This is a genomic window from Streptomyces sp. NPDC093586 (assembly GCF_044764905.1).
Lineage (GTDB): Bacteria > Actinomycetota > Actinomycetes > Streptomycetales > Streptomycetaceae > Streptomyces.
The window spans coordinates 13,726-37,487 of record NZ_JBIWJA010000040.1 but is presented as its reverse complement, the minus strand read 5'-3'; the positions used below and the strand labels follow the sequence as shown (position 1 = coordinate 37,487).

Sequence of the window (23,762 nt, the reverse complement as noted above, 5' to 3'; positions counted from 1 at the left end):
CACCCGGAAAGGTGCGCCCACGGGCGTTTTCGCATCGTGTCAGGCCATCGGTACGTCCGGGAGGCCGAGGTCCCCCCTGGCCAGGGCCACGGTCGCGGCCACGAGCGCCCTGAGGCCCGTCCGCTCGGTGGCCTCGTCCGGCAGGCACAGGAGGACCTGCATGGTGAGTCCGTCGAAGCCGGAGAGGAAGAACCGTGCCACCGTCTCCGGGGACTCGGCCAGTTCCTGCCCCGTCCTCTCCGCCGTCTCCGTGATCACCTGCGAGGTCACCTCTACGACCCGCCGGTAGTGGCTCTGCCGGGCCTCGTTGAGACCGGGCACGCGCAGGGCGAACATGGTCAGCTCGCTGAGCAGCTGGTGGTGTGACGACGGCTCGCGCACGGTGCCCCACAGGGCGCCCGCCAGGGCGCTGAAGGTCTCCTCGAAGCCCGCTTCCTCCGGCGCCGCCCGCTGCACCTGCGCGACCAACTCGTCGGTGATCTGGTCCATGACCGCGCGGTACAGGTCCTCCTTCGTCCCGAAGGTGTAGTGGACGGTGGCCTGTGCGACACCCAGTTCCGCGGCGATGGCGCGGGTGCTCCCCGCGGCGACGCCCTCCCGGGTCATGAGGTCGATGGCCGCCTTGATCAGCTGAGGGCGGCGCTCAGCGGCGGAAACATGAGCCATGCGTCCACTATATCGACTTAGTCGATCGATCAAGTCGGCCCGTACCAGGCGTTATGTTCCTTCGACGGCCGTCGCGCTGTCCGTGGGGAGGACCTGCTCGGCCCAGATGACCTTTCCCTCGCGACCGTGTCGCGTGCCCCGGCGTTCGGTGCACTGGGCCACGAGGAGCAGGCCGCGGCCGCCTTCGTCGAAGGTCCGGGCACGGCGCAGATGCGGGGCGGTGCTGCTGGCGTCGGAGACCTCGCAGGTGAGCGTCGACCGAAGGATCAGTCGTAGCTGGATGGGGCTCTTGCCGTAGCGGATCGCGTTCGTCACCAGTTCGCTGACGACCAGCTCCGTGGTGAAGGAAAGATCTTCCAGCTCCCAGGACGCCAGGACGTCGGAGGCGAAGCGGCGGGCCCCGGACACGGCTGCCGGATCGGACAGGAGGTCCATCGTGGCGACGTGGTCCGGGTCGAGGGTGTGGGTCCGGGCGACGAGCAGGGCGACGTCATCGGCGGGGCGGCCGGGCAGCAGTGCGGCCGGCAGCCGGTCGCAGATCTCCTCCAGCGAGTCCGGCGCCGAGGTGAGGACATCGTGCAGCGCGGCGAGTCCGAGGTCCATGTCACGCGTGCGGCCGGCGATCAGCCCATCGGTGTGCAGGACCAGCAGGCTGTTCTCCGGCAGCTCGAACTCGGTCGTCTCGAAAGGGAGCCCGCCCAGGCCGAGGGGCGGTCCGATCGGTACCTCCGGCAACCCGACCACCCTGGAGGTCCCGGTGGCCTCGCCGACCGTCGAGGGGGTCACCACGGTCGGTGGGACATGGCCGGCACTGGCGAGGGAGCACCGGCGGGAGACGGGGTCGTAGATCGCGTACAGGCAGGTGGCGCTGGTCTCGCCCTCGGCCGGCGACTCCTCGCGCTGCATGCGGATGACCACGTCGTCCAGATGGGTGAGGAGTTCATCGGGCATGAGGTCGATGTCGGCGAAGGCGCGGACGGCTGTACGGAGCCGGCCCATGGTGGCGGCGGCGCGCAGGCCGTGACCGACCACGTCGCCGACGACCAGCGCGACGCGGCCCCCGGACAAGGGGATGACGTCGTACCAGTCGCCGCCCACACCGGCGCGGGACCCGGCGGGCAGGTAACGCGAAGCCGTTTCGACGGCCGGCTCTTTCACCGTGTGCCGCGGCAGCAGGGTCCGCTGGAGGGTGAGCGCGGTGGAACTCTCATGGGTGTATCGGCGGGCGTTGTCGATGGACACCGCCGCCCTGGAGACGATCTCCTGCGCCAGCAGGAGATCGCCGTCGTCGAAGGGGACCGAGGTGCGATGGCGTACGAACTGCACCAGGCCAAGGGTGTCCCCGCGGGCGTGCAAGGGCACGAGGAGAACGGAGTGGAGGCCGAGGTCGCGCAGTACTCGGCCGTGGGGCCTGGTCGACCAGCTCCGCTCTGCCGACGACTGTGCTCTGGGTGAAGCCGCCGGCCATCGCCTTCCCGAAGACGGACAGGTCGGGCAGCACGCGTACCTCTCGGCCGCCCCGCCCCACCGGGGGTGGCGGGGCGATCGCAGTCGTCCTCGGACATCCCGGCGTACACGGTGTCGTGCCAGCCGTGGTAGCTCTTGGCGAACTTGAGGACGCGGCGCCGCCCCGTGGCGGCTCGCGCGAGGCGCAGCGCCACCTGCACCGCTTCGGTCCCCGTGTTGCTCCACAGCAGTCGCTCGCCGTGCGGCACGGCCTCGAGGACCGCTTCCGCCGCGAGGTACTCGAGCGGGTGGCCCGTGCCGACGACCTGCATCTTCTGCGCGACCTCGGACACCGCGGACACCACGCGGGGGTCACCGTGACCGAGGACGAGGGGGCCCCAGGCCATCACGTAGTCGATGTACCGGTCGCCGTCCAGGTCCCGGACGCACGCGCCCCGCGCCTCGCGCACGAAGAGCGGATGGGGAGGCATCGCGGCGCGCAGGCCCGACCCCACACCCCCGCCGACGCTGCGGCGGGCTCGCTCGAAGGCCGAGCGTGATGATTCCAGGGCCATGAGATCGCCCTGCCTTTCAGTACGTGATCACCGAGCGGATGCCGATGCCGCGCTTCATCTGGTCGAACGCCTCGTTGACGTCCTGCAGACCGATCACGCTCGTCACCAGGGAGTCGAGATCGATGCGGTCGTTCATGTAGTGGTCGATCAGCAGCGGGAAGTCGGAAGCCGGCTTGCTGGAGCCGTAGTTCGAGCCGATGAGCGAGAGTTCCTGATCGGACATGACGAAGGGATCGATGGATACCCGCATGCCGTCCGCCACCTGCCCGGCGACCACCGCCGTGCCGCCCCGGGCCAGGACCTCGTAGGCCGCCTCGATGGTGCGGGGCAGCCCGATGGCCTCGATGGCGATCTCCACACCGCGTCCGTCGGTGAGCTGTCGCACCCGGTCCGCGAAATCCTCGCGGCCGTTGTTGATCAGGTCGGTCGCACCGAAGAGGCGCGCCTGCTCCAGCTTCTCGTCGGAGATGTCCGCGGCGATGATCTTCCGTGCGCCGGCGAGCCGGGCACCCTGAATCGCGTTCAGGCCGACGCCGCCGCAGCCGAGGACCAGCACGGTGTCGCTCGGCCGCACCTTGGCGGTGTTGACGGCCGCGCCGACACCGGTCGTGACGGCGCATCCGATCAGAGCCGACTGCGGGAACGGGGCGTCGTCCCGGATGGCGATCGCGCCCGATTCGGGCACGAGGGTGTACTGGCCGAACGTTCCGAGGCCCGCGAAGCTGAGGATGTCGTCCCCGCCGGCGGACGTGATTCGGGGCCGGCCGTCGAACGACAGGTGGTTCGCCGAGTGCTCGCTCACCATGTCGCAGAGGACGGGCCTGCCGCTGATGCAGTAGCGGCAGCGGCGACACGAGGGCGTCCAGGACAGCACGACGTGATCGCCCTCCTTCAGCGTCGTGACGCCTTCCCCGACACTCTCGACGATCCCGGCTCCCTCATGGCCCAGAATCATCGGCGAAGGAACCTCCCATTCGCCCAGGAGGACGTGGAGGTCGCTGTGGCACACCCCGCTCGCCTGGAGCCGCACGAGCACCTCGCCGGGCGGAGGCGTCGAGGGGATCGTCACTCTCTCGATGGTCAGCGGTTCGTTCGGTGTCCTGAAGACGGCGGCGTCGAATTCGATCGTCATGAAAGGTTTCCTTCCGTGCTCCGGGGTGATCACGTCCGAGCGGTGCGGATGAGCTTCTTGTTGGCGAACTCGTCGATTCCCGCCCGGCCCAGTTCGCGGCCGAAACCGGACCGCTTGACCCCGCCGAAGGGAAGTTCCGCGCCTTCGAGGCCGACGCCGTTGATGAAGACCATGCCTGCCTCGATCCGGTCGGCGACGCGCAGCGCCTGCTCGGCGTCCGTCGTGAACACGTAGGAACCCAGCCCGTACGGGGTGCCGTTCGCCAGCTCGACGGCCTCGTCCTCGGAGGCGACGCGGTAGACGGTCGCGACGGGACCGAAGAGCTCCTCGGCGGCCGACGGCGACGCCGGGGAGAGGCCCGTCAGCACGCCGGGCGGGAAGTACGCCCCCTCGCGCTGCCGTGCGGAGACGAAGGTCGCCCCCTCGTCGACGGCTCGCCCGACCTGCTCCTCGACGTACTCGGCGGCGGCGACCGAGGAGAGCGGCGCCAGTCCGTCGGTCAGCGCGAGTACCTTCTCGGTGAACTTGTCGAGGAAGGCGTCGTAGACGTCATCGGCGACGATGAAGCGCTTCCCGGCGTTGCACGCCTGACCGGCGTTCTCGAACCGCGCCTCGACCGCCGCCTGGACCGTGGCGTCGAGGTCGTCGGTCGACAGCACGATGAAGGGGTCCGAGCCGCCCAGTTCGAGCACCACCTTCTTGAGGCTGTGCCCGGCCTTCTCGGCGACCTCCGCGCCGGCCCGCTCCGAACCGGTGAAGGAGACGCCCTGCACGCGGGGGTCCGCGATGGCGCGACCGATCTGCTCGCCGGTGGCGCGGACGTTGACGTAACAGCCCTGGGGGAAGCCCGCGTCCGTGAACAGCTGCTGGAGAGCCGCGGACGACTCCGGACACTGCGACGCGTGCTTGAGCACGATGGTGTTGCCCAGCGCGAGATTGGGCGCGGCGAATCGGGCCACCTGGTAGTACGGATAGTTCCAGGGCATGATCCCCAGCAGCACGCCGACCGGCTGGCGACGGATGAAAGCGGCGCCCTCTCCCTCCAGGAGCTCGATCGGTTCGTCGGTAAGGAACTTCTCCGCGTTTTCGGCGTAGTACCGGTAGATCGAGGCGCTGAACTCGACCTCCCCGACGGCCTCGTCCACCGGCTTGCCCATCTCCCGGTGGATGATCTCGGCGAGCTGCTGGCTGCGCTCGCTGTGCAGGGTGGCGACGGCGTGCAACAGCTGGGCGCGCTGTTCCACGGAGGTCTGCCTCGACCAGCGCGCGTAGGCGCCGGCCGCCGCGTCGAGTGCCGCGTCGACGGCCTCGTCCGTCGCGGTGGGGTACTCCTTGACCAGCTTGCCGTTGGCGGGGTCCACCACCGCGTACACGTGCCTCTTCGCCATGCTGACTCCTTCTTCGTTTCCGGGGTTCATACGGGGGCCCCGGTCGCGCGGGCCGGGTTCGCGTCCGAGGCCGCGTTGTGGTCGTGCAGCGCGCGGTAGGCGCGGAAGTAGACGAATCCCTGGGTGCCCCAGGTCGCCAGCGCGGCGGTGTAGAAGATCGTGCGGTTCGCGTCGTCGAACGGCAGGGGGAAGAAGTCGTACGTGATCGCGACGGTGGTCCCTGCGGCCGTGACCAGTCCCGTCCAGACCGCCGGCCACCTCGCGCCCGCGTTCCAGAGCCGCTTGGCGAAGTACCCGAGGAAGACCGCCGTGAGGAGATTGACGACGACGTAGAACACGGCGACCCAGAACGCGATGCCGCCGGTGTGGAGATCCGCGCCGTGGAACTGCCGGAGGAACAGGCCGGCCACGATCGCGACTCCGAACGCGCCGACATCGACGCCGACGCTCGGCTTGTAGCGATGGGTGACCTTCATCAGGCCCAGGACGAGAATGAGCGTGATGCCGACCGACCTGGAGAACGCGTCGAAGAAGTACGCCAGGTCGTACAGGACGCTGTCGCTCTTGGCTCCGAGCAGCGACCAGAGCAGGAAGTTGCTGCCCGACGTCGCGACGACCATCCACTCGAGGCCCAGGAGGTAGTTGCCGTACCGGCGGATGAACCTCCAGCCGTAGAAGTAGCCGGCGAAGATCATCCACAGGTCGGCCGGCAGGAACAGCGCTTCCTTCATCGCGACGCCCCCTCGCGGACATCACGGGACAGGAGGGTGACGACGCTCTCGGCCCCGCGCCGGCCCGTCAGAACCGTGCCGTTCCTGGTGCCGCCGGTGGTCACGACGTCGACCGTGGTGCTCCTGCCGCGGGGTTCACGAGTTCCGGACATGGTTTCTTCCTTCGCCCACGCGGTTCGCGTGCTGCGAGATGCGAATCGTGACAGGGGCGACGAGGGCCTCGGGAAGGTGATGACCCATGCCGGGAATGACCACGTGCTGGGCCGAGCGGATCGCCCGTACGGTCGCGACGCCGCCGCTCGGATGCACCAGCAGGTCCCGGTCGCCGTGGATGACCAGCGTCGGGGCCGTGATGGCGCTCAGCTGCGCCGTCCGGTCTCCGGAGCGCTGGATCGCCTGGATCTGGCGGGCCGTGCCGGCTGCCGGATCACCGGCGCTGCGGTCCCATCCACGGGCCGCCAGGGCCGCCTCGGCGGCGTCGTCGACGGGATAGCCCACTCCGGCGATGTGCCGGGTGAGCCGCAGGTGGGCCCGGACCGCCTCGGTTCTGGTCCTGGCCGGCGGGGCGGCGAGGAGACGCAGCGTCGACAGAGCCGGCTGCCCGACCTTGCGCGCCCCGGTGGTGGAGTAGAGGGAGGTCAGGGACAGGACCCGGTCGGGCGCGGTGGCCGCGATCGTCTGCGCGATCATCCCGCCCATCGACCGCCCCACGAGGTGAACCCGTGAGATCCCGAGATGGTCGAGCACGCCGACGGCGTCCTGGGCCATGTCGGCCAGCGTGTACGCGTCGCCGCGCGGGCGCGCGGTGATCTGACGCCACAGTGCGGGCGGGGGTGCGGTGACGAACGTCGACCGGCCGACGTCACGGTTGTCGATCGCGACGACCCGGAAGCCGCGGGCGACGAGGGAGCCGACGAACGAGTCGGTCCAGAAGGTGAGGTCTTCGCCCAGCCCCGCGACGAGCAGCATCGCGGGGTCGGCCTTGTCACCGAAGTCCCGGAAGCAGATCGTCATCCCGGACGGCAGCGTCGCGTACTGGTCGGCGCTCTCGACGGCACTCGTCTCAGGCACGGGTGGCTCGCCTCCCGCCGGGCGTCGGCACGGCCGCCTCACGGGTGCCGAACCGGAGGTTGTCGTCGGCCACCGGGCCGCGCAGGGCCTTGGCGTCCTCGGGGTAGGACATCGCCATCCGCCAGGGCTTCTCGGGGCCCTGCTTGGGCAGGAACCTCTCGCCGCGCTTGGCGTACCCGGCCTGAAGGTCCATGACGGGCCTGCGCCGCGTCCCCGGCGGCGCGACCGGAACCACCGTGTCGTAGCCGCGGGCGTCCATGTGCCGGACCAGGTCGATGAAGTAACGGCACATCAGGCTCACCTTGAGCGTCCACGACGAGGTGGTGTAGCCGATCGCCATCGCCCAGTTCGGGATGCCGCTCAGCAGCATGCCGCGGTAGCAGAGCGCGTCCGCGATGTCGACCTGGCGTCCGTCGACGACGATGGGCATGCCGTCGAAGAGCCGCAGGTTCAGCCCCGTCGCGGTGACGATGATGTCGGCTTCCAGCTCCTCGCCCGACGCCAGGACGATGCCGCGCTCGCTGAACCGCGCCACGGCGTCGGTGACGACGGAGGCCCTTCCTTCCCTGATCGCGTCGAAGAAGTCGCCGTTCGGCGCCACGCACAGCCGCTGGTCCCACGGGTCGTACGGCGGGTTGAAGTGCTTGTCGACGTCGAACCCCTTGGGGAGGCGCTTGATGTTCTCGCGCCGGATCAGCGCGCGCCCGGCCTTGGGGAAGGTCCGCAGACCCTTCACGATGGCGTGTTCGGTCCAGATGTTCTTGAACCGCGTCACGGCGTACCCGCGCTTCTCCCCGAGCAGCTTCGTGAGCGCCAGGGCGACCTTGTCGACGCGGGGGAGCGCCATGATGTAGGTGGGGGTGCGCTGCAGCATCGTCACGTGCCGGGCGGCGCCCGCCCCGGTGGTCAGGGCCGGCACCAGCGTGATCGCGGTCGCGCCGCTGCCGATGACGACGACCTTCTTGCCGCTGTGGTCGAGATCCTCCGGCCAGTGCTGCGGATGGACGACGCGGCCCTCGAAGTCGTCCCGCCCCGGGAACTCCGGGGAGAATCCCTCGTCGTACCGGTAGTAGCCGGTGGCGGCGAAGACCCATCCCGCGCGGACCGTCTTGGTCCGGGCCTCTCCCGTGGCGGGGTCCGTCGTCCGGACGGTGAGGGTCCACCTCGAGTCCGACGACGACCATTCCGACCGGACGACCCGGTGGCGGAGCCTGATGAGGTGCTCCAGGCCGTTCTCCCCGACCGTCTCCTGGAGGTACTCCTTGATGAGGGGAGCGTCGGCGATCGCGGCTTCGTGGCGCCACGGTTTGAACTCGTAACCGAACGTGTGGAGGTCGGAGTCCGAGCGGATGCCGGGATAGCGGAACAGGTCCCAAGTGCCCCCGATGTCGTCGCGCGCCTCCAGTACGACGAGCGACTTGTCGGGCAGCTCTCGGCTGAAATAGGTGGCCGCGCCGATCCCGGAGATCCCTGCTCCGACGATCACCACGTCGAACTCCTCGACGGCGTCCAACACCTCAGTCGTCATGGCGTTTCCTCGCTGTTCCTGTGGCGGTCGACTCACTGTCGCCAGCCGTGACCGCGGGCGAAACGACAGCGGGCACCTGCTTCGCCCGAGACCGGTGCACGGTGCACAAGCCGCTCGCGCCGCCGTGCCCGTACGGTGTCGGCGGACATCCCCGGCCACCCCGGTCGAGGCCGCGCTCGGCTCCGAGGAGCAGTGCGTCTGAGCGGCCCGCGTGCGACGGCCGGCTGTGCCGCAGCCGTCGCGGCGGTGAAGCCGGGTGACACAGGCTTGCCTTCTGGTGTTCGGCGACACCGAACACCTCGGCGCGGAGGTGAGCAGAGGCCGGTCCGGACGAGCCCCTCCGTGACACGAGGCTGAGGCATTCGCGTCACGGGCGGCCTGCGCGCCCCATCGGCGGGGCTTCGGCGCCGAACCCCTTGTGGCGCCGCCGAGGGGGTGGTAAATCTTCCGCCGGTCAGTGGTGCTGAACAGCTCCCGGAACTTCTCACCCGGAACCGCGCTGCCGTCGGCGGGCCGTTCATCTGTCTGTGACTCCGCATGTTAAGGAGCGTCGGCTCCCCGAGAGCAGAGGGACACTGAAGACATGGAAGAACTATGGCCCCCGCCCTCCCGCGAGGTCGCGGAGGCGATCAGGTCACTGTGCCAGCGCCTGCTGACGGACATGGACGCGATGGTCGACGCCCTCGCGAGGCCCTCTCTCGTCGCCCAGAACGATCCCGCCCTCCTCGCGGACGCCTCGCTGGTCGAGGAGGACCGCGAACTCAACCGCTCCGACCTCGTCCAATGGCTGACGGCCAACGTCCAGCATCCGGGGCGGCGGGTGGAGCCCTACGTCGGCCCGAGGACCACGGAGTACATCAACGATCTCGTCTCCCGGGGCATCGCGCCCGACTTCGCCGGCGCCTGGCGCGTGGCCCTGGGGATCGGCTGGCGGCGATGGCTGGAGGAGTGCGTGGCGACCTGCGCCGACCCCGGTCTTCTCGTGGGGGTCCTGGACGTGTCGGCGCAGTCGCTGGTGCAGTACGCCCTCGACTCCGTCGCGGCCCTGCGGCAGGCCGGGCTCTCCGCGGCGATGGGGAACACGGATGCCGAGGGGATCGCGATGATCCAGCTGATCGCCGGCGGGGCACCGATGGCGGAGGACTTCGCCGAAGGGCGCCTGCGCTACCGGATGGGGCGATGGCACATGGGTCTCGTCCTGTGGACCGACAGCCCTCACCGGGCCGGCGCCCTGGAGGAGGCGATCGCCGCCCTGCGCTCCTCAGCCGGCGACCGGAGCGCCCTGGTGGCGCGCGCCAGCGCCACGTCGCGGTGGATCTGGCTCTCGGGAGAGGCCGTTCCGGACCTTCACCATGTGGAGAAGGCCCTCGCGACGACCGACGAGGTCCGCGCGGCGGTGGGAAGACCGGGACGCGGACTCGACGGATTCCGGTCCAGCCATCAGGACGCCCTCGCGGCGCAGGCGCTGGTGATCCGGCTCGGGTCCGACCGGCGGTTCACCGCCTACGGCGACGTCGAGCTGATCGACGCGCTCACGAAGGACCGGGCCGGCGCACGTCGGTTCGTCATCAACACCCTCGGGCCGTTGGCCGAAGCCGACACGACGCTGCGGCAGGCACTGCTCACCTATGTGCAGTGCGGGTTCAGCACCACCCGGGCGGCCGCCGGCCTCTACGCGCACCGCAACACCGTCGAACGACGGGTCTCACGCGCCAACGAGCTCTCGTCCGTCAAGGTGGAGGACAATCCGACCCATGTGGCGGCGGCGCTCCTGGTGCTGGACATCGCGCCTGACATCGTGACGAGCACTCCGAGCTGAGCTCACACCATGCGACCGTGGCCGGGCTTCTGACCCGGGGAAGAGACCGGAAGCGCACGGGGGAGGGGAACAGGACCGCGTCCGCGCCCGGACGGCGCCTCAGGTCCCGTCGTCGCATGTGACGACCACATCGGGAGGGTTGCGAGGGCGACGGCTGCTTCGTGGGACTCGGCGGGGTCCTGTCGTTGCGGGCGCCGTGCCGTCACGGATCAGGCGCCACCCGAACCGGCCTTCAAAAGTCCCCGCCGCCTGCGACCACGGAGCGTCCGTCGCGCCAGCGTCTTGCTGCCGTTGAACATGTCGTTGAACCGGTCCAGCCCCCAGACGGCTCGGAGGACGAACGGCTGCATCAGCAGCGACATCGACGGCGGGTACTTCGAGGCGTCCGACCAGATCCCGGCGAGGTCCTCCGACATCTCACCGTCGACGATGTAGTCGGCGAGTTGATGGGCCACGTACGGCACCTGGCAGAGGCCGTGGCCGTTGCAGGCCATCGAGTAGAAGACGTTGTCGCCCACCTGCCCGGCGATCGACAGCCAGTCCGGGCTGATGCCGATCCAACCGCCCCAGGCGCGCTCGATGGCCACGTCGGACAGGGACGGGAACCGGTTGGCCAGGTCCTTCCCCATGTCCTGCACGACACGGGGGTCCGGCACCCGGTCCGGGAGCGGGTAGGTCTGGCCTCGCTGCGGCTGGCGGACCCCGCAGACGATGGTGTTGCGCTCGGTGAGCCGGTAGTGGGTCATCAACTGGTGCTGGGTGATGATGCCGGACCGACTGGTCCAGTCCAGCTCGGCGAGCCGCTCCGGCGCGATGGGTTCCGACTCGATCTCGATGACGTACAGCGGCGTCGCGAGGTTCTTGGGCGTGATGTCCCACTCGCCGCCGTAGACGCTGGTGGCGAGCACCACCTTGTTGGCCCGCACGGTGCCGTGCGGTGTCGTGAGCTCGACGGTGCCGCCTGTCCGCCGGACATCGCTCACCCGTGTCTGCTCGAAGACCTGGGCCGAGGAGGCGAGCAGCGCGCGACGTACACCGCGAGCGAGCTTGCCCGGGTTCAGCATCCCGCCGATGGACTCCCGCATACCGCCCACGAAGCCGACGGGCAGGCCGAGTTCCTCTCGGCTGCCCACAGTCCCGTTCCCACCGAAGGCGCGCAGGATCGCGGCCTGAGTGCGCACCCTGAGCATCATGACGGGGGAGACCGCACCCCACACCAGGCCGTTCGCCACGTAGTCGCAGTCGATGTCGTGCGTCTTCATGAGGTCTTCCACATAGCGGCCCGCGTGCTCCGCCAGTTTGGTCATGATCGGCATCTTCTTCGGGGACTGGAGGCTGAGCATCCGCAGGTCGCCGCCCGGCGCCCCGGCGATCTGACCGCCGTTGCGCGAGGCTGAGCCGTAGCCGCAGAACTCGGCCTCCAGCAGGACCACGTCCTGGTCGCGCTCCGCGAGGCGCAGCGCAGCCGCCATGCCACCCATGCCGCCGCCGATGACGGCGATGTCACAGGTGAGGTCGCCGTCCAGTGCGGGCCGCACGTCGTCCGGCCGGTCGATCCAGCCGGTGAAGTTGGTGTATTTCGTACCGTCGGTCCTCATACTGTCCTGATCTCCTTTCGAGGGGGTTTCTGTCCTGCCTCATGCTTCGCCTCGAGGCGTGCTCGGCAGCACACCCCACGTCCTCGTTCCGGTTCCCGTTTCCGTTCAGCGGATCAACCGGGACAGGCGTCCCCTCGGCCGGACGTGTGAAGAGGGCGAGCAGAGGATTCCGTCTTCTGTGTCTCCCTCTCCGCCCTGAGAGGTCGTGGCCCCGACCCTCCTACGGCCGGACCGAGGCCGCTGGGACGACACGTCCACGACACCGTGCTCAGTGCGACTGGACTTTGCCTGTGGCGGTCACCTCGTACCTCACTGTCGCCGGCCACGGCCGCGATGAGAAGGACACCCGGCACCTGCTTTCCCGGCGGACGGTGCACGGTGCACACGCCGGTGGCAGGCGGCCGGGTCCGGAGGAAAGGCCGCCGCAGGCAGGGCCGCTGTCCTTGTGGGCCGTCGCTCCAGGTCGTATCAGCCTCGTGGCACTGCCCGGATGCCCTCCCACGCGTGGGCGGGCAGGCTGTACGGACCGGCCGGGGCCTGGCTCGTGGTCGGGCGGGCAGGGAGAGGAAGCCATGGGCGGGACGCGTGGGACGGACTCCGACGGTGGCGGGGCCGCGCGGCTGTGCGCGCGTCTGGCCGTGCTCGCGGCGATCGGATCGCTGGTCGTGCTCGTCCTGGCCGTGGGGGAAGCCGGTCTGGTGGTGCTTGCGGCCGGGTTCCTGGGGGTCGCCGTCTGTGCCGTGGGCCTGTGGTGGTTCGTCGCGCACCGTGGGGTCGTGCGACTGGCCGGCGCGCTCCTGGCGGCCGGGGCGCCCGCAGCCGTCCTGGTGCTCTTCGCGTACGACGGACTCTGGCTGACCGCGCTGGTCCTGATCCTGTGCTGGGCCGTGACGCTGGCGTGCGCGCGGGCGGCGTTGCGGAGGTCGAGCCCGGAGCGTGCGATGCCGGCGGTGCCCGCGGTACGGCCCCGGCGGCCTGTTCTGATCATGAACCCGAAGTCGGGCGGAGGCAAGGTCGGCCGCTTCGGCCTGGTCGAGCGCGCCCGGGAACTGGGCGCGCAGGTGATCCTGCTCGACCCGTCGGCCCCGGCCGACGTGGCGGCACTCGCCCGGCAGGCCGTGGCCGACGGCGCGGACCTGCTGGGCGTCGCGGGCGGCGACGGCACCCAGGCTCTGGTCGCGGGGGTCGCCGCCGAGCACGGTCTGCCCTTCCTCGTGGTCTGCGCGGGCACCCGCAACCACTTCGCCATGGACCTCGGGCTCGACCGATCCGACCCCTCGCGCTGTCTCGACGCGCTGACCGACGGCGAGGAGCTGCGGATCGACCTCGGGGACGTGTCCGGCCGCCCCTTCGTCAACACCGTGTCCTTCGGCGTCTACGCCGACGTCGTACAGCGGCCCGAATACCGGGACGACAAGACGGGCACCGCGTTCGACGCCATGCCGGACCTGCTGCTCGGGGACGGCGTGCGACGGCTCGACACGCGCATCGACGGCACACCGCTCTCGTCGCAGCAGGCCCTGCTCGTCAGCAACAACCCGTACACCTCACCCGACGGACTCAGCGGCGCCGGCCGCCGGCCCCGGCTCGACGAGAACCGGCTGGGAGTGCTCGGGATCCGTGTGGAGGACGCGGCGGAGGCCGCCGGCCTCGCCGTCCGGGGCTCGCAGTCACCCGCCCTCACCGTGCTGAGCGCCACGCGGGTCGAGGTGACCGCCGCCGACGCCGAAGAGATCCCCGTCGCGGTGGACGGGGAGGCGCTGCGCATGCCCACCCCGGTGATCTGCACCCTGCGGCCGGGCGCGCTGCGCGTCCTCGTGCCGCGCGACCGCCCGGGGGTGGCGGACATCCCGCCGCCCGTCACCTGGCAGCGCGTCATGGAGCTGGCGTTCGGCCGCACGGAACGGGCCGCGCCGCAGTGAGCCGGGCAACCGCCCCGCGATGTCAGGACAGGTGGCGCTCGGGACGCCGCCGGCCGGCGGCGAGCGCGGTCATCGCCGTGGGCACCACCACGCTCTTTTTCCGACGCGACGACGGTCACGGACGTGTGCGTCCTCGCGATGCTCGCGTACCTGTTTCCCGAGCGCGTGTCCCTGCGTCGGACGTGATCACCGCCGGAGGCTCTGACCTCGCACTTTCGCCCCAACCGGTGGCAGGAGGGCCGTGATAGCGTTCAAGTAGTACAGATGACTGAGTCAATTCCGGGAGGGCTGGATGGCGTACGTGTCAGCTGATACGCGGCGGGAACAGCTGATCGAGGCGGCTGTGCGCGTGATCGCTCGCGAGGGCGCCGACAGGGCCACCACACGGAAGATCGCCGAAGAGGCGAAGGCGCCCCTCGCCTCCCTCCACTACTGCTTCCAGAACAAGGAAAACCTCCTGCTCGCCGTCTTCACCCAGCTCTCCGGAGAGATGCCCATCGAGGCCGATCCGCCCGAGGGCGAGGACGCGAGCCTGGGGCGGATCATGGAGCGGCGCATGACGTCGGCCATGCAGTGGACCGTGGAGAACCCCCTCCGCGCGCGGGCCATGATCGAGGTCACCTTGTGGGCCGAGCGCTACGACCCCGAGCTTTCCGTCAGCTTCTACGAGGGCTTCTTCAAGTCGTCCGAGTCCGACCTGCGCAGGGCCGACACCTCACTCCCGGACGACGAGCTGCACTCCGTGATGAGGGTCGGGATGGCCGTCGTCGACGGCCTCTCGCTGCAGATGCTCACGAACGGGGACAAGGAACGCGCGCTGCGGGACACGGCGACCGCCTGCGCGATGCTCAAGGCATTCCTGGACGAAAGCGAGCGCAACACCGTCTGACGGCGCGGCGTTTCCGGACACGGGAGCGGCCGCGGAAACACCACCGTCGAGAGCGCGACCGCCGGGCGATCGCCGCCCTAGTCCAGCGGTACGAAGGAGAGCCGGCCGTCGGCGTACTGCCGGCGGAGGACCTTCTTGTCGATCTTCCCCACGCTGGTCCTGGGGATCTCCGCGACGACGGCCCAGCGTTCCGGGAGCTGCCACTTGGCCCAGTTCCCGGCCAGATGTTCTCTCAGGGCCGCGACATCGGCCGACTCGCCCGGTCTCCACACGACGGCGGCACAGGGGCGTTCGTCCCAGCGCTCGTCGGGGACGCCGAACACGGCCGCCTCGGCGACGGAAGGGTGCGCCATGATGTCGTTCTCCATGTCGATGGAGGAGATCCATTCGCCGCCGGACTTGATCACGTCCTTCGCGCGGTCGACGAGGGTGAGGAACCCGTCGGGGCTGATCCGGCCGACGTCACCGGTGCGCAGCCATCCGTCGTCGAACGATCCGGCTTCGACCGGTTCATCGCTCGGGCTGTAGTAGGACCCTGTGATCCAGGGGCCCCTCACCTCCAGCTCTCCGAGCGACTCGCCGTCGTGGGGCACGGGAGCGCCGTCGTCGCCCTTGAGGCGGAACTCCACCAGCGGCGCGAATCTGCCCTGGCTCATCCTGTAGCGCCACAGGTCTTCCCCCGTCGCGTCGGCGGGCGGGTGGGCGACCGTGCCCACGGACGACGTCTCGGTCATCCCCCAGGCGTGGACGACCTTGACACGGTGCTCCTCCTCGAAGGTCTTCATCAGCGCGGGCGGCATGGCCGAGCCGCCCACGAAGACCTCGCGAAGGTGGGTGATGTCCTGTGGATGGGCGGCGAGCCGGGCGGCGAGCCCCGTCCAGATGGCCGGCACGGCGGCGGCGTGGGTCGGCCGCTCCGCCTCCATCATGGCGAGCAGCGGCTCGGGCTGCAGAAAGCGGTCGGGCATGAGGAGCGACGCCCCGGAGAGCATGGACGCGAACGGCAGACTCCACGCGTTGACATGGAACATCGGCACGATCGCCAGGCACCTGTCGCGTGTCGACAGCCCCATCGCGGCCGGAGTGGTCAGGTGCATCGCGTGCAGGAAGAGCGAACGGTGGGAGTACACCACGCCCTTGGGGTCCCCGGTCGTGCCCGAGGTGTAGCACATCGCCGCGGCTGAGCGCTCGTCCAGGACCGGGAAGTCATACACGTCGGGCTGCGCCGCGAGGAGCGCCTCGTAGCCGTGCACCTCGACCCCGCGGGGCGCACGGAGGCCGGCCGCGTCACCGTTCACGACGATCACGTGGCGCACGGTGCGGAGCCGGGGAAGCAGGTCCTCGAAAGCGGACGTGAGCGACCCGTCCACGAACACCACACGGTCCTCGGCGTGGTTGGCGACGAACACGAGCTGTTCCGGGGAGAGGCGGATGTTCAGGGCGTGAAGGACCGCACCCATGGCGGGGACCGTCGCGTAGGCCTCCATGTGTTCGGTGTTGTTCCACATGAACGTGGCCACCCGGTCGGAGGCGCTGACCCCCAGGCCGCGCAGAGCGTTCGCCAACCGCGCGGCGCGTGCGCCGAGTTCACCGAACGTACGGTGACGCGCCGCCGAACCCGTCCAGGTCGTGACAGTGGCGCCGGCGTGCACGGAGGCCGCGTGGCGCAGCAGTTTGGCGAGTGACAGCGGCCCGTCCTGCATCGTGCTCAGCATTCCTTGCTCCTTGGCTGGGAGGTCACCGTGTCGGCGACAAGAGGTGCGCAGCAGCTGGACCTTCCCGGCCGCGGAGGAAGAGGAGGAAGAGATCGACGCGGCTGGGGTTGACGCTGGCCCAAATGTGAGCGAATGATTTGGACAACAGATCTAGTCATGTGACTCTACTCAACTTTGCGAGGCCGTCGCAATGCCCTGTCGAAGGGCGGCCGGGGTGCCCGGCCATGTGCTGCGGAGCTGGCCCGACGTGCTGAAACGCATCGTGTGATCAAGGTTGGAAGTGACGTATGGACCGCACCATCGAGCACGTCGACGTAGTGATCGTCGGAGCCGGCCTCTCAGGTATCGCGGCGGCGGTCGAGCTGAAGGCGAAGCATCCCGGACGGTCGTTCGTGATGCTCGAGGCGCGCGCCGACATCGGGGGCACGTGGGACCTGTTCCGGTACCCCGGGATCCGGTCCGACAGCGACATGTTCACGTTGGGGTACGGCTTCAAGCCGTGGACCGCCGAGAAGTCGATCGCCTCCGGCGAGGCCATCCTCGACTACCTGAACGAGGCCGCCGACGAATACGGTCTGAGACCGCACATCCGCCTCGAACACCGGGTCCTCGGCGCCGACTGGTCGCATGACGACCGCTCCTGGACCCTGGAGGTCGCGGACCCCGCCGGCCGTACGTCCGTTTCCTGCTCCTTCCTCTACATGGCCGCGGGCTACTACGATCACGACCGTGGCCATGTGCCGCAGTTCCCGAATCAGGAGACGTTCCGCGGACTGATCGTCCATCCGCAGGAGTGGCCGGCCGAACTGGACTGCACCGGAAAGCGCGTCAGCGTCATCGGTTCCGGCGCCACCGCGATCACCCTCGTTCCGGCCCTCGCGCAGACCGCGTCGAAGGTCACGATGGTGCAGCGGTCGCCTTCCTACGTGGCCATCGACTCCGATGTCGACGAGCAGGCCAACCGGCTGCGCGCGGACGTGGGGAGCCAGGAGGCGTTCCAGCGGATCCGGCTGCGCAACCTCCAGGACCAGCAGGCGAGGTACCAGTTCGCCCGCATGGACCCCGAGGCCTTCAAGAAGCCCCTCTTCGACGACATCGAGCAGATCGTCGGCCGCGACTGCCGGGAGAAGCACTTCACCCCGGCCTATGAGCCCTGGGACCAGCGCCTGTGCCTGGTGCCCAACGGGGACCTCTTCCACGCCATCCGGGACGGCAGGGCCGAGGTGGTGACGGGGCACATCGAGACCTTCACCGAGGACGGCCTGCGCATGACCTCCGGCGAGGAGGTGCCGGCCGACGTGATCGTGACCGCGACCGGCCTGCAACTCGTCACCCTGGGGAAGATCCGGTTCAGCATCGACGGCGAGCCGGTCGACTTCTCGAAGACCTTCACGTACAAGGGGGTCGCGTTCAGCGGGGTCCCGAACCTCCTGATGGCCTTCGGCTACCTCAACTCCTCCTGGACGCTCCGCCTCGAGCTGGTCAACCAGTTCTGGAGCTCGTTGCTCAGCAGGATGGACGAACTGGGTGCCACGGTCGTGACGCCCGTTCTGCGCGACGAGGACAGGGGCATGAAGAGGGAGCCCTGGCTCAAGGACGTCTCCTCGGGCTACCTCGTGCGCCACATGGACGAGATGCCGGCCCAGGGCGACCGCGAGCCGTGGGTCAATCCCCAGGTCCACGAGCAATTGAAGAACCTCCTGAGCGCCCCTTTCGAGGACGGTGTTCTGCGCTTCTCATAGCGCCGCGGAAGGCCCGTTTTCCATGCAGCCATGTGGTTGACACCCGCGCTTTACCAGCACTACCTTCAAGTCAGATGACTAAGTCAGTTGAGCCAGTCATGTGGGCGTAATTTCGTGAACGTCGCCGGCCCTCGTGTCCGGCCGTGAATGATTGAGGTGAGTGCCCATGAGTGGCGCTGTGAGAATAGAGACCGAGGCGGATCCGACTCCGCTCGTCCTCTCGCTGGCGAGGGTCCTGCGCGAGAGTGCGGACATTCCCGAACTCCGTGATCTGCTTTCGGGCCTGACCGGCACCGTGGCCCTGCGATCGGGGCTCGACTCCCAGGCCGCGACCCTGGCCTTCGCGGACGGCGGCGTGCACGTGCGCCACGGCGTGGACGAGGGACTCGAAGCGATCCCCCTCGTGCCCTTCTCCGAGTACGCGCTCGCTGCCACCCCCGGCCCGCTCGCCTCGGCGGTCGAGCAGCTTCTGAACCCGCCGCTCCCCGCGTGGCGTGACGCCGCGTCGTCCTTCTGGGCGGCGAACCAGGGCTCGGAGGGGTTCCCCGAGGGACTGCGGGTGGTCTGCCAGACAGAGGGGCAGGAGGTCCGCTTCGGCAAGGACGCGGGGGCGTACGAGGTGCACGGTCCAGCAGAGGCGCTGTCGACGGTGTTCAGCGGTCGCGGTGATTCCTTTGCGTTCGGCCTCGCGCTCGGCGTCACGGTCGTCGGCGGGGTGGGGCAACTGTCGGCGATGTGCGGCGCGCACTGGAAGGTGAGATTCGGTGGCTGAAACAACCAGGGACGAGCTCGACCGCTGGCTGAGTGAACACCACATCACTTCGGTCGAGATCCAGGCGACCAACCTCGACGGCGTATTCGTCGGAAAGACCCTGTCGCGGGAGAAATTCCTGAACGGCGTCGAGCAGGGATTCGCCTTTGCGGACGTCGTGTTCGGCAACGATCTGGACAGTGTCCCGGCGGTCGGAATGGCCTTTCCTTCCTGGCGCGGCGAAATGGAGGACATCTTCCTTCGCCCCGATCTCGGCACGATCTGCGTGTGGAAGCCGGGCAAGGCGGCCGTCATCGGCGACTTCTGGACCCAGGACGGCACCCCGGTCTCCTGCTGTCCACGCAACCTGCTGCGCCGCGTCGCGGCCGACGCCCGGGAACTCGGTTTCACGGTCGACACCGCCGTCGAGATCGAGGCGACCGTCTTCGAGGAGCCGATACGCGAAGCCCGCGCCAAGGGCTACGAGAACCTCACCCCGCTCGGCGGCACCAGCGGCAGCGCCTATGTGCTCGCCAAGGACGCGGAATGGCGCGCGTACCTGGAGCGGGTGGAGGAGCGGCTGCGGGACATCGGCATCGGCTGGGAGGCCTGGAACGATGAGGCCGCCGCGGGCCAGGTCGAGATCAACGTCGCGCTGGGCGACGTCGTCGCGGTCGCGGACCGGTGGGCCCGGTGCCGGCAGGTGATGCGCGAGGTGGCCCACGAGCTCGGGCGGACCGTGACGTTCATGGCCAAGTGGTCGGACGCCTGGGGCCAGGCGTCGCACCTGAACATCTCCCTGGGGACACAGGACGGCAACGCCTTCTACAGTCCCGACGGCGCCTCCGCGGTGATGCGCCGGTTCATCGGCGGCCTGATGCCGGCGATGGCGGGCACGACGTCGATCGCCCTTCCCTTCATCACCTCCTATCGCCGGCTCGTCCCCGCCGAGGGACCGCCCACGACCGTCACGTGGGGAGTCGGCAACAAGACGACCGCGGTGCGCGCCGTCGTGGGCCACCCGAAGCAGTCCCGGGTCGAGTACCGCGTGCCCGGTTCGGACGCCAACATGTACCTGGTCAGCGCGGCCGTCCTCGGCGCCGGCCTCTTCGGGGTCCGCAACGAACTCGAACCGCCCGCCCCCTTCACCGGCATGGCCTGGTTCCTCCCCGACGGGGAGACGATCCCGGCGAGCATCAGCCAGGCCACCGCCGCACTGGAGGCCGACAAGATCCTCCCCGAGGCGCTCGGCCAGGAGTTCATCGACTACTGGCTCGGCACGCGCCGTTGGGAGTGGATGTCCTTCCACACCATGGGCGGGGGCGACCCGGACTGCGGGATCACGCCCTGGGAGCGCAACCGATACTTCGAGCTGGCATGAGCACCCGGATCGCAGCCGCCGTCCTGAACACGGCGCCGGGCCCCCTCGAGATCGAGGAGCTCGTGATCGACGATCCCGGACCGGACGAGGTCCTGGTGAAGGTGGCGTACGCCGGTCTGTGCCACTCGGACCTGCACGAGATCGACGGGACCTTCGAGTCGCAGCCGCCGATCGTCCTCGGCCACGAGGCGGTCGGCCGGGTCGTGGCCGTCGGACGGGGCGTCACGGAGTTCGCCTCCGGGGACACGGTGGTGACGTGCCTGTCCGTGCACTGCGGCACCTGCGCGTACTGCGTGACCGGGCGACAGACCCTGTGCGTGAACCGCGCACGGCTCCAGCAGGAGCGGTCCCGGCCGCGGTTGACCAAGCCCGACGGCCGGCCGGTGCGGCCGACCGCCGGCATCGGCGCCTTCGCGGAGATGGCCCTCGTCCACAAGAACGCCCTGGTCGCCGTCCCGGACGACATCCGCCCGGAGACGGCGAGCGTGCTCGGCTGCGCCGTCACCACGGGCATGGGCGCCGTCCTGCACAGCGCCTCGGTGCACACCGGGCAGACCGTCGCCGTGATCGGCCTCGGCGGGATCGGCTTCGCCGCCGTCCAGGCCGCGCGACTGGCCGGCGCGGCGCAGATCATCGGGATCGACGTCGTGCCCGGCAAGCTGGACCGGGCCGTCCGGTTCGGCGCGACCCACGTCATCGACGCGAGGGAAGCCGACCCGGTCGCGGCGGTACGGGAGCTCACCGGCACCGGCGTGCACCACGCGTTCGAGGCGGTCGGCTCGGGCGCCACGGCCGGGCAGGCGTTCGCCATGCTCCGGCCGGGCGGCACCGCCACCGTGATGGGCATGATCCCCGACTCGCAGCCGGTACAGATCCGAGGGGCGGAGCTGTTCCTGGAGGAGAAGCGCATCCAGGGCTCGTTCATGGGCTCCAACCACTTCAAGGTCGACATCCCGCTGTACGCGCACTTCAACCGCGTGGGTCTGCTCCAGCTCGACGACCTCGTCACCGCCCGGTGCGACCTGGCCACCATCAACGACGGATTCAAGGCCTTGGCGTCCGGACAGGAGATTCGCGTCGTCGCCCGGGTCGGAGAGGTGTGACCATGAAGCCGCTGATCGGAATAACGGGCCGCCGGCTGAGCCTGGGCATGGTGAAACGGACGTCCCGTCGCTTCCAGCACCAGTTCATCGACTCGCACTTCAGCGCGTTCGGCGACAACGTGGCCGCCGCGGGAGGGATCCCGGTCAACCTGCCCTTCCGGGCCGAGGCCGAAGCCGTCGTCGAACGCCTCGACGGACTCGTCGTCACCGGCGGGCAGGACGTCCACCCCTCCCGATGGGGAGGCAGCGCCCGGGTCGACCCCACGGCCGACCCGCGGTGGGACCACGATGTGCCGGACCTCGCACGAGACGAGTACGAGGCGGCCCTGATCACGGCCGCGCTCCGGGCGAACGTGCCGATCCTCGGCGTCTGCCGAGGCCACCAGCTGCTCAACGTCGTGCTCGGCGGCACCCTCGTCGAACACCTGGAAGAGGGCCGGATCGTCCACGCTTCCCAGAACCACGCACCGGACGACGGCGAGGCCGAGCACACCGTCAGCTTCACGCCGGGAACCCTCGCCCACACGCTCTACGGGCCCCAGCGCGTCGTCAACTCCTGGCACCACCAGGCCGTCGACCGCCTGGGCCGAGGACTCAGCGTCATGGGCACCACCGAGGACGGCGTCGTCGAGGCCATCAAGCTCGACGACAGCCCGGTGGTGGGGGTGCAGTGGCACCCCGAGTGGATGGCCTCGTCGGACCCCCTCTTCGACTGGCTCGTCGCCGTATCGGCGACGAGCGCCCCCAGCCCCGCACTGAAGGGAGGCGCGACGTGGTGAACACGGAACGGACGGGCACCGCGCGGTCGCTGGACGACTGGCTCGCGCTCAAGAGCCGGCTGAGCCTGCCCCGCGGCATGTGGGTCGACGGCGAATGGACCGCATCGCGGACGGGCCGGACGGCCGAGGTCATCAGCCCACGCGACGGACTGCCCTTCGCGGAGGTCCCCAGCGCGGACGGCGACGACGTGGACCGGGCCGTCCAAGGCGCCAAGGAGGCGTTCTCGTCCCGGGTCTGGGCGGGCCTCGAGCCACGCGAACGCGGAGCCGTGCTGATCCGCTGGGCCGACCTGCTCGACCAGCACCGCGACGAACTGGCCCTGCTGGTCGCCCTGGAGATGGGCAAGCCGGTCACGGTGGCCTGGTCCGTCGAACTGCGCACCGCCATCAACACGGTCCGCTGGTACGGCGAACTCGCGGACAAGCTGATGGACGAGTCCCCGCGGGGCCGCAACAACTCCGTCGCCCTGGTGACGCGGGAGCCGCTGGGAGTGGTCGGCGCGATCACGCCGTGGAACTTCCCGATGACGCTGTCGATGTTCAAGATCCCCGCCGCCCTGGTCTCGGGGAACAGCGTCGTCGTCAAGCCCGCCACACAGACGCCCCTCTCGCTCCTGCGCGCGGCGGAGCTCTCCGCCGAGGCGGGCCTGCCCGCCGGCGTGCTCCAGGTGCTCACGGGCAGCGGTGCGACGGTCGGCTCGGCGCTGACCCTGCACGACGACGTCGCCACGGTCACCTTCACCGGCTCCACCGAGGTCGGGAAGCAACTGCTGACCTACGCCGGGCAGTCCAACGCGAAACCGGTCTGGCTGGAACTGGGAGGCAAGTCCCCCAACCTCGTGTTCCCCGACGCACCGGACCTCGACGAGGCGGCGCGGATGGCCGCCTGGGCGGTTTCCTTCAACAGCGGGCAGATGTGCACGGCCGGTTCGCGGCTGCTCGTCCACGAGGACATCCACGACGACCTGGTCGCCAGGGTCGTGGACCATCTCGGCCGGCACAGGATCGGCGACCCGCTGGACCCGCAGACCACGATGGGGCCGCTGGCGTACGAGCGGCACCGTGACGACGTCCTGGACGAGGTGCGCAAGGGCATCGCCGAGGGGGCCCGGCCCGTCCTCGGGTCGGGCCGGAAGAGGACCGACGGCCTGTACGTGGATCCGGTGGTCTTCGTGGACGTGGACCAGGACAGCCGCCTCGCCCAGCACGAGATCTTCGGCCCCGTCCTGGCGGTCACGACGTTCCGTGACGACGCGGAGGCCGTCGCGATCGCCAACAACTCCGACTTCGGGCTCGGATCCGCGATCTGGACCGGCGACCTCGCCCGGGCCCACCGGCTGTCACGGGAGATCCAGGCCGGCCTGGTCTGGGTCAACTGCTACGAGGAAGGCGACAGCTCGGTGCCGTTCGGCGGCCGGAAACTCTCCGGCCACGGGGCGGACCGGAGCCTCCACGGCCTGGAGAAGTTCACGACCTTGAAGACGACCTGGATCGAACTGGCCTGACCGGTCGTGCAGTCGGTGCGC

18 protein-coding genes and 2 pseudogenes are annotated in these 23,762 nt (G+C 69.8%); 9 read left to right on the top strand and 11 right to left on the bottom strand.

What is annotated here, in order from left to right; translation table 11 throughout:
* Positions 1 to 39 precede the first annotated feature (39 nt).
* The 9 genes and pseudogenes from ACIRFH_RS30280 to ACIRFH_RS30240 form a co-directional block, all read right to left on the bottom strand.
* Complete coding sequence (locus ACIRFH_RS30280) at positions 40 to 666, bottom strand: TetR/AcrR family transcriptional regulator (protein WP_403527661.1); 627 nt, start codon at positions 664 to 666, stop codon at positions 40 to 42.
* A gap of 51 nt (positions 667 to 717) precedes the next feature.
* Positions 718 to 2,154: pseudogene (locus ACIRFH_RS30275) on the bottom strand (SpoIIE family protein phosphatase); the annotation flags it as partial.
* Between the two features lie 149 nt (positions 2,155 to 2,303).
* Positions 2,304 to 2,603, bottom strand: a pseudogene (locus tag ACIRFH_RS30270) (aminotransferase class III-fold pyridoxal phosphate-dependent enzyme); the annotation flags it as partial.
* A 100-nt stretch (positions 2,604 to 2,703) separates the two neighbouring features.
* On the bottom strand, positions 2,704 to 3,819 hold the full coding sequence (locus ACIRFH_RS30265; protein ID WP_403527658.1) for a Zn-dependent alcohol dehydrogenase: 1,116 nt from the start codon (positions 3,817 to 3,819) through the stop codon (positions 2,704 to 2,706).
* Positions 3,820 to 3,848: 29 nt separating this feature from the next.
* A complete protein-coding gene (locus tag ACIRFH_RS30260) occupies positions 3,849 to 5,207 on the bottom strand; it encodes an NAD-dependent succinate-semialdehyde dehydrogenase (protein WP_403527655.1) in 1,359 nt (452 codons plus the stop codon).
* A gap of 26 nt (positions 5,208 to 5,233) precedes the next feature.
* On the bottom strand, positions 5,234 to 5,938 hold the full coding sequence (locus ACIRFH_RS30255) for a transporter (RefSeq protein WP_403527652.1): 705 nt from the start codon (positions 5,936 to 5,938) through the stop codon (positions 5,234 to 5,236).
* On the bottom strand, positions 5,935 to 6,090 hold the full coding sequence (locus tag ACIRFH_RS30250) for a hypothetical protein (RefSeq protein ID WP_403527649.1): 156 nt from the start codon (positions 6,088 to 6,090) through the stop codon (positions 5,935 to 5,937). The genes ACIRFH_RS30255 and ACIRFH_RS30250 overlap by 4 nt, the downstream gene beginning before the upstream one ends.
* Positions 6,074 to 7,009 (bottom strand): alpha/beta fold hydrolase, encoded by a 936-nt coding sequence (locus tag ACIRFH_RS30245; protein ID WP_403527647.1) that lies wholly within the window; start codon positions 7,007 to 7,009, stop codon positions 6,074 to 6,076. The genes ACIRFH_RS30250 and ACIRFH_RS30245 overlap by 17 nt, the downstream gene beginning before the upstream one ends.
* Positions 7,002 to 8,537 carry a flavin-containing monooxygenase gene (locus tag ACIRFH_RS30240; protein WP_403527644.1) on the bottom strand — a complete coding sequence of 512 codons (1,536 nt, stop codon included), beginning with the start codon at positions 8,535 to 8,537 and terminating at the stop codon, positions 7,002 to 7,004. Before ACIRFH_RS30240 ends, ACIRFH_RS30245 begins: the two co-directional genes overlap by 8 nt.
* Positions 8,538 to 9,120: 583 nt before the next feature.
* On the opposite strand from ACIRFH_RS30240, the gene ACIRFH_RS30235 reads away from it, so the two are divergent.
* Positions 9,121 to 10,356, top strand: coding sequence for a helix-turn-helix domain-containing protein (locus tag ACIRFH_RS30235; RefSeq protein ID WP_403527641.1), 1,236 nt, complete (start codon positions 9,121 to 9,123; stop codon positions 10,354 to 10,356).
* Between the two features lie 209 nt (positions 10,357 to 10,565).
* Here the strand turns inward: ACIRFH_RS30235 and ACIRFH_RS30230 are convergent, their stop codons facing one another.
* A complete protein-coding gene (locus ACIRFH_RS30230; protein WP_403527638.1) occupies positions 10,566 to 11,954 on the bottom strand; it encodes an NAD(P)/FAD-dependent oxidoreductase in 1,389 nt (462 codons plus the stop codon).
* 572 nt (positions 11,955 to 12,526) lie between these two features.
* On the opposite strand from ACIRFH_RS30230, the gene ACIRFH_RS30225 reads away from it, so the two are divergent.
* Together ACIRFH_RS30225 and ACIRFH_RS30220 are read left to right on the top strand one after the other, a co-directional pair.
* The gene (locus ACIRFH_RS30225) at positions 12,527 to 13,876 is read left to right on the top strand and encodes a diacylglycerol/lipid kinase family protein (RefSeq protein ID WP_403527635.1); all 1,350 of its coding nucleotides are present in this window, start codon (positions 12,527 to 12,529) and stop codon (positions 13,874 to 13,876) included.
* A 292-nt stretch (positions 13,877 to 14,168) separates the two neighbouring features.
* Entirely contained in the window at positions 14,169 to 14,765 is a 597-nt protein-coding gene (locus tag ACIRFH_RS30220; RefSeq protein ID WP_403527632.1) for a TetR/AcrR family transcriptional regulator, read from the top strand.
* Positions 14,766 to 14,842: 77 nt separating this feature from the next.
* Here the strand turns inward: ACIRFH_RS30220 and ACIRFH_RS30215 are convergent, their stop codons facing one another.
* A complete protein-coding gene (locus ACIRFH_RS30215) occupies positions 14,843 to 16,480 on the bottom strand; it encodes a long-chain fatty acid--CoA ligase (RefSeq protein ID WP_403527629.1) in 1,638 nt (545 codons plus the stop codon).
* 287 nt (positions 16,481 to 16,767) lie between these two features.
* On the opposite strand from ACIRFH_RS30215, the gene ACIRFH_RS30210 reads away from it, so the two are divergent.
* The 6 genes from ACIRFH_RS30210 to ACIRFH_RS30185 all read left to right on the top strand — a co-directional run bounded on the left by ACIRFH_RS30210 (position 16,768) and on the right by ACIRFH_RS30185 (position 23,741).
* On the top strand, positions 16,768 to 18,222 hold the full coding sequence (locus ACIRFH_RS30210; RefSeq protein WP_403527626.1) for a flavin-containing monooxygenase: 1,455 nt from the start codon (positions 16,768 to 16,770) through the stop codon (positions 18,220 to 18,222).
* 166 nt (positions 18,223 to 18,388) lie between these two features.
* Positions 18,389 to 18,994 carry a hypothetical protein gene (locus tag ACIRFH_RS30205; RefSeq protein WP_403527623.1) on the top strand — a complete coding sequence of 202 codons (606 nt, stop codon included), beginning with the start codon at positions 18,389 to 18,391 and terminating at the stop codon, positions 18,992 to 18,994.
* Positions 18,987 to 20,354 (top strand): glutamine synthetase family protein, encoded by a 1,368-nt coding sequence (locus ACIRFH_RS30200; RefSeq protein WP_403527620.1) that lies wholly within the window; start codon positions 18,987 to 18,989, stop codon positions 20,352 to 20,354. Before ACIRFH_RS30205 ends, ACIRFH_RS30200 begins: the two co-directional genes overlap by 8 nt.
* A complete protein-coding gene (locus tag ACIRFH_RS30195; RefSeq protein WP_403527617.1) occupies positions 20,351 to 21,457 on the top strand; it encodes a Zn-dependent alcohol dehydrogenase in 1,107 nt (368 codons plus the stop codon). Before ACIRFH_RS30200 ends, ACIRFH_RS30195 begins: the two co-directional genes overlap by 4 nt.
* A gap of 2 nt (positions 21,458 to 21,459) precedes the next feature.
* Complete coding sequence (locus ACIRFH_RS30190; RefSeq protein WP_403527614.1) at positions 21,460 to 22,236, top strand: gamma-glutamyl-gamma-aminobutyrate hydrolase family protein; 777 nt, start codon at positions 21,460 to 21,462, stop codon at positions 22,234 to 22,236.
* 77 nt (positions 22,237 to 22,313) lie between these two features.
* Positions 22,314 to 23,741: an aldehyde dehydrogenase family protein gene (locus ACIRFH_RS30185; protein WP_403527707.1), complete on the top strand. Its 1,428-nt coding sequence runs from the start codon at positions 22,314 to 22,316 to the stop codon at positions 23,739 to 23,741.
* Positions 23,742 to 23,762: the final 21 nt, after the last annotated feature.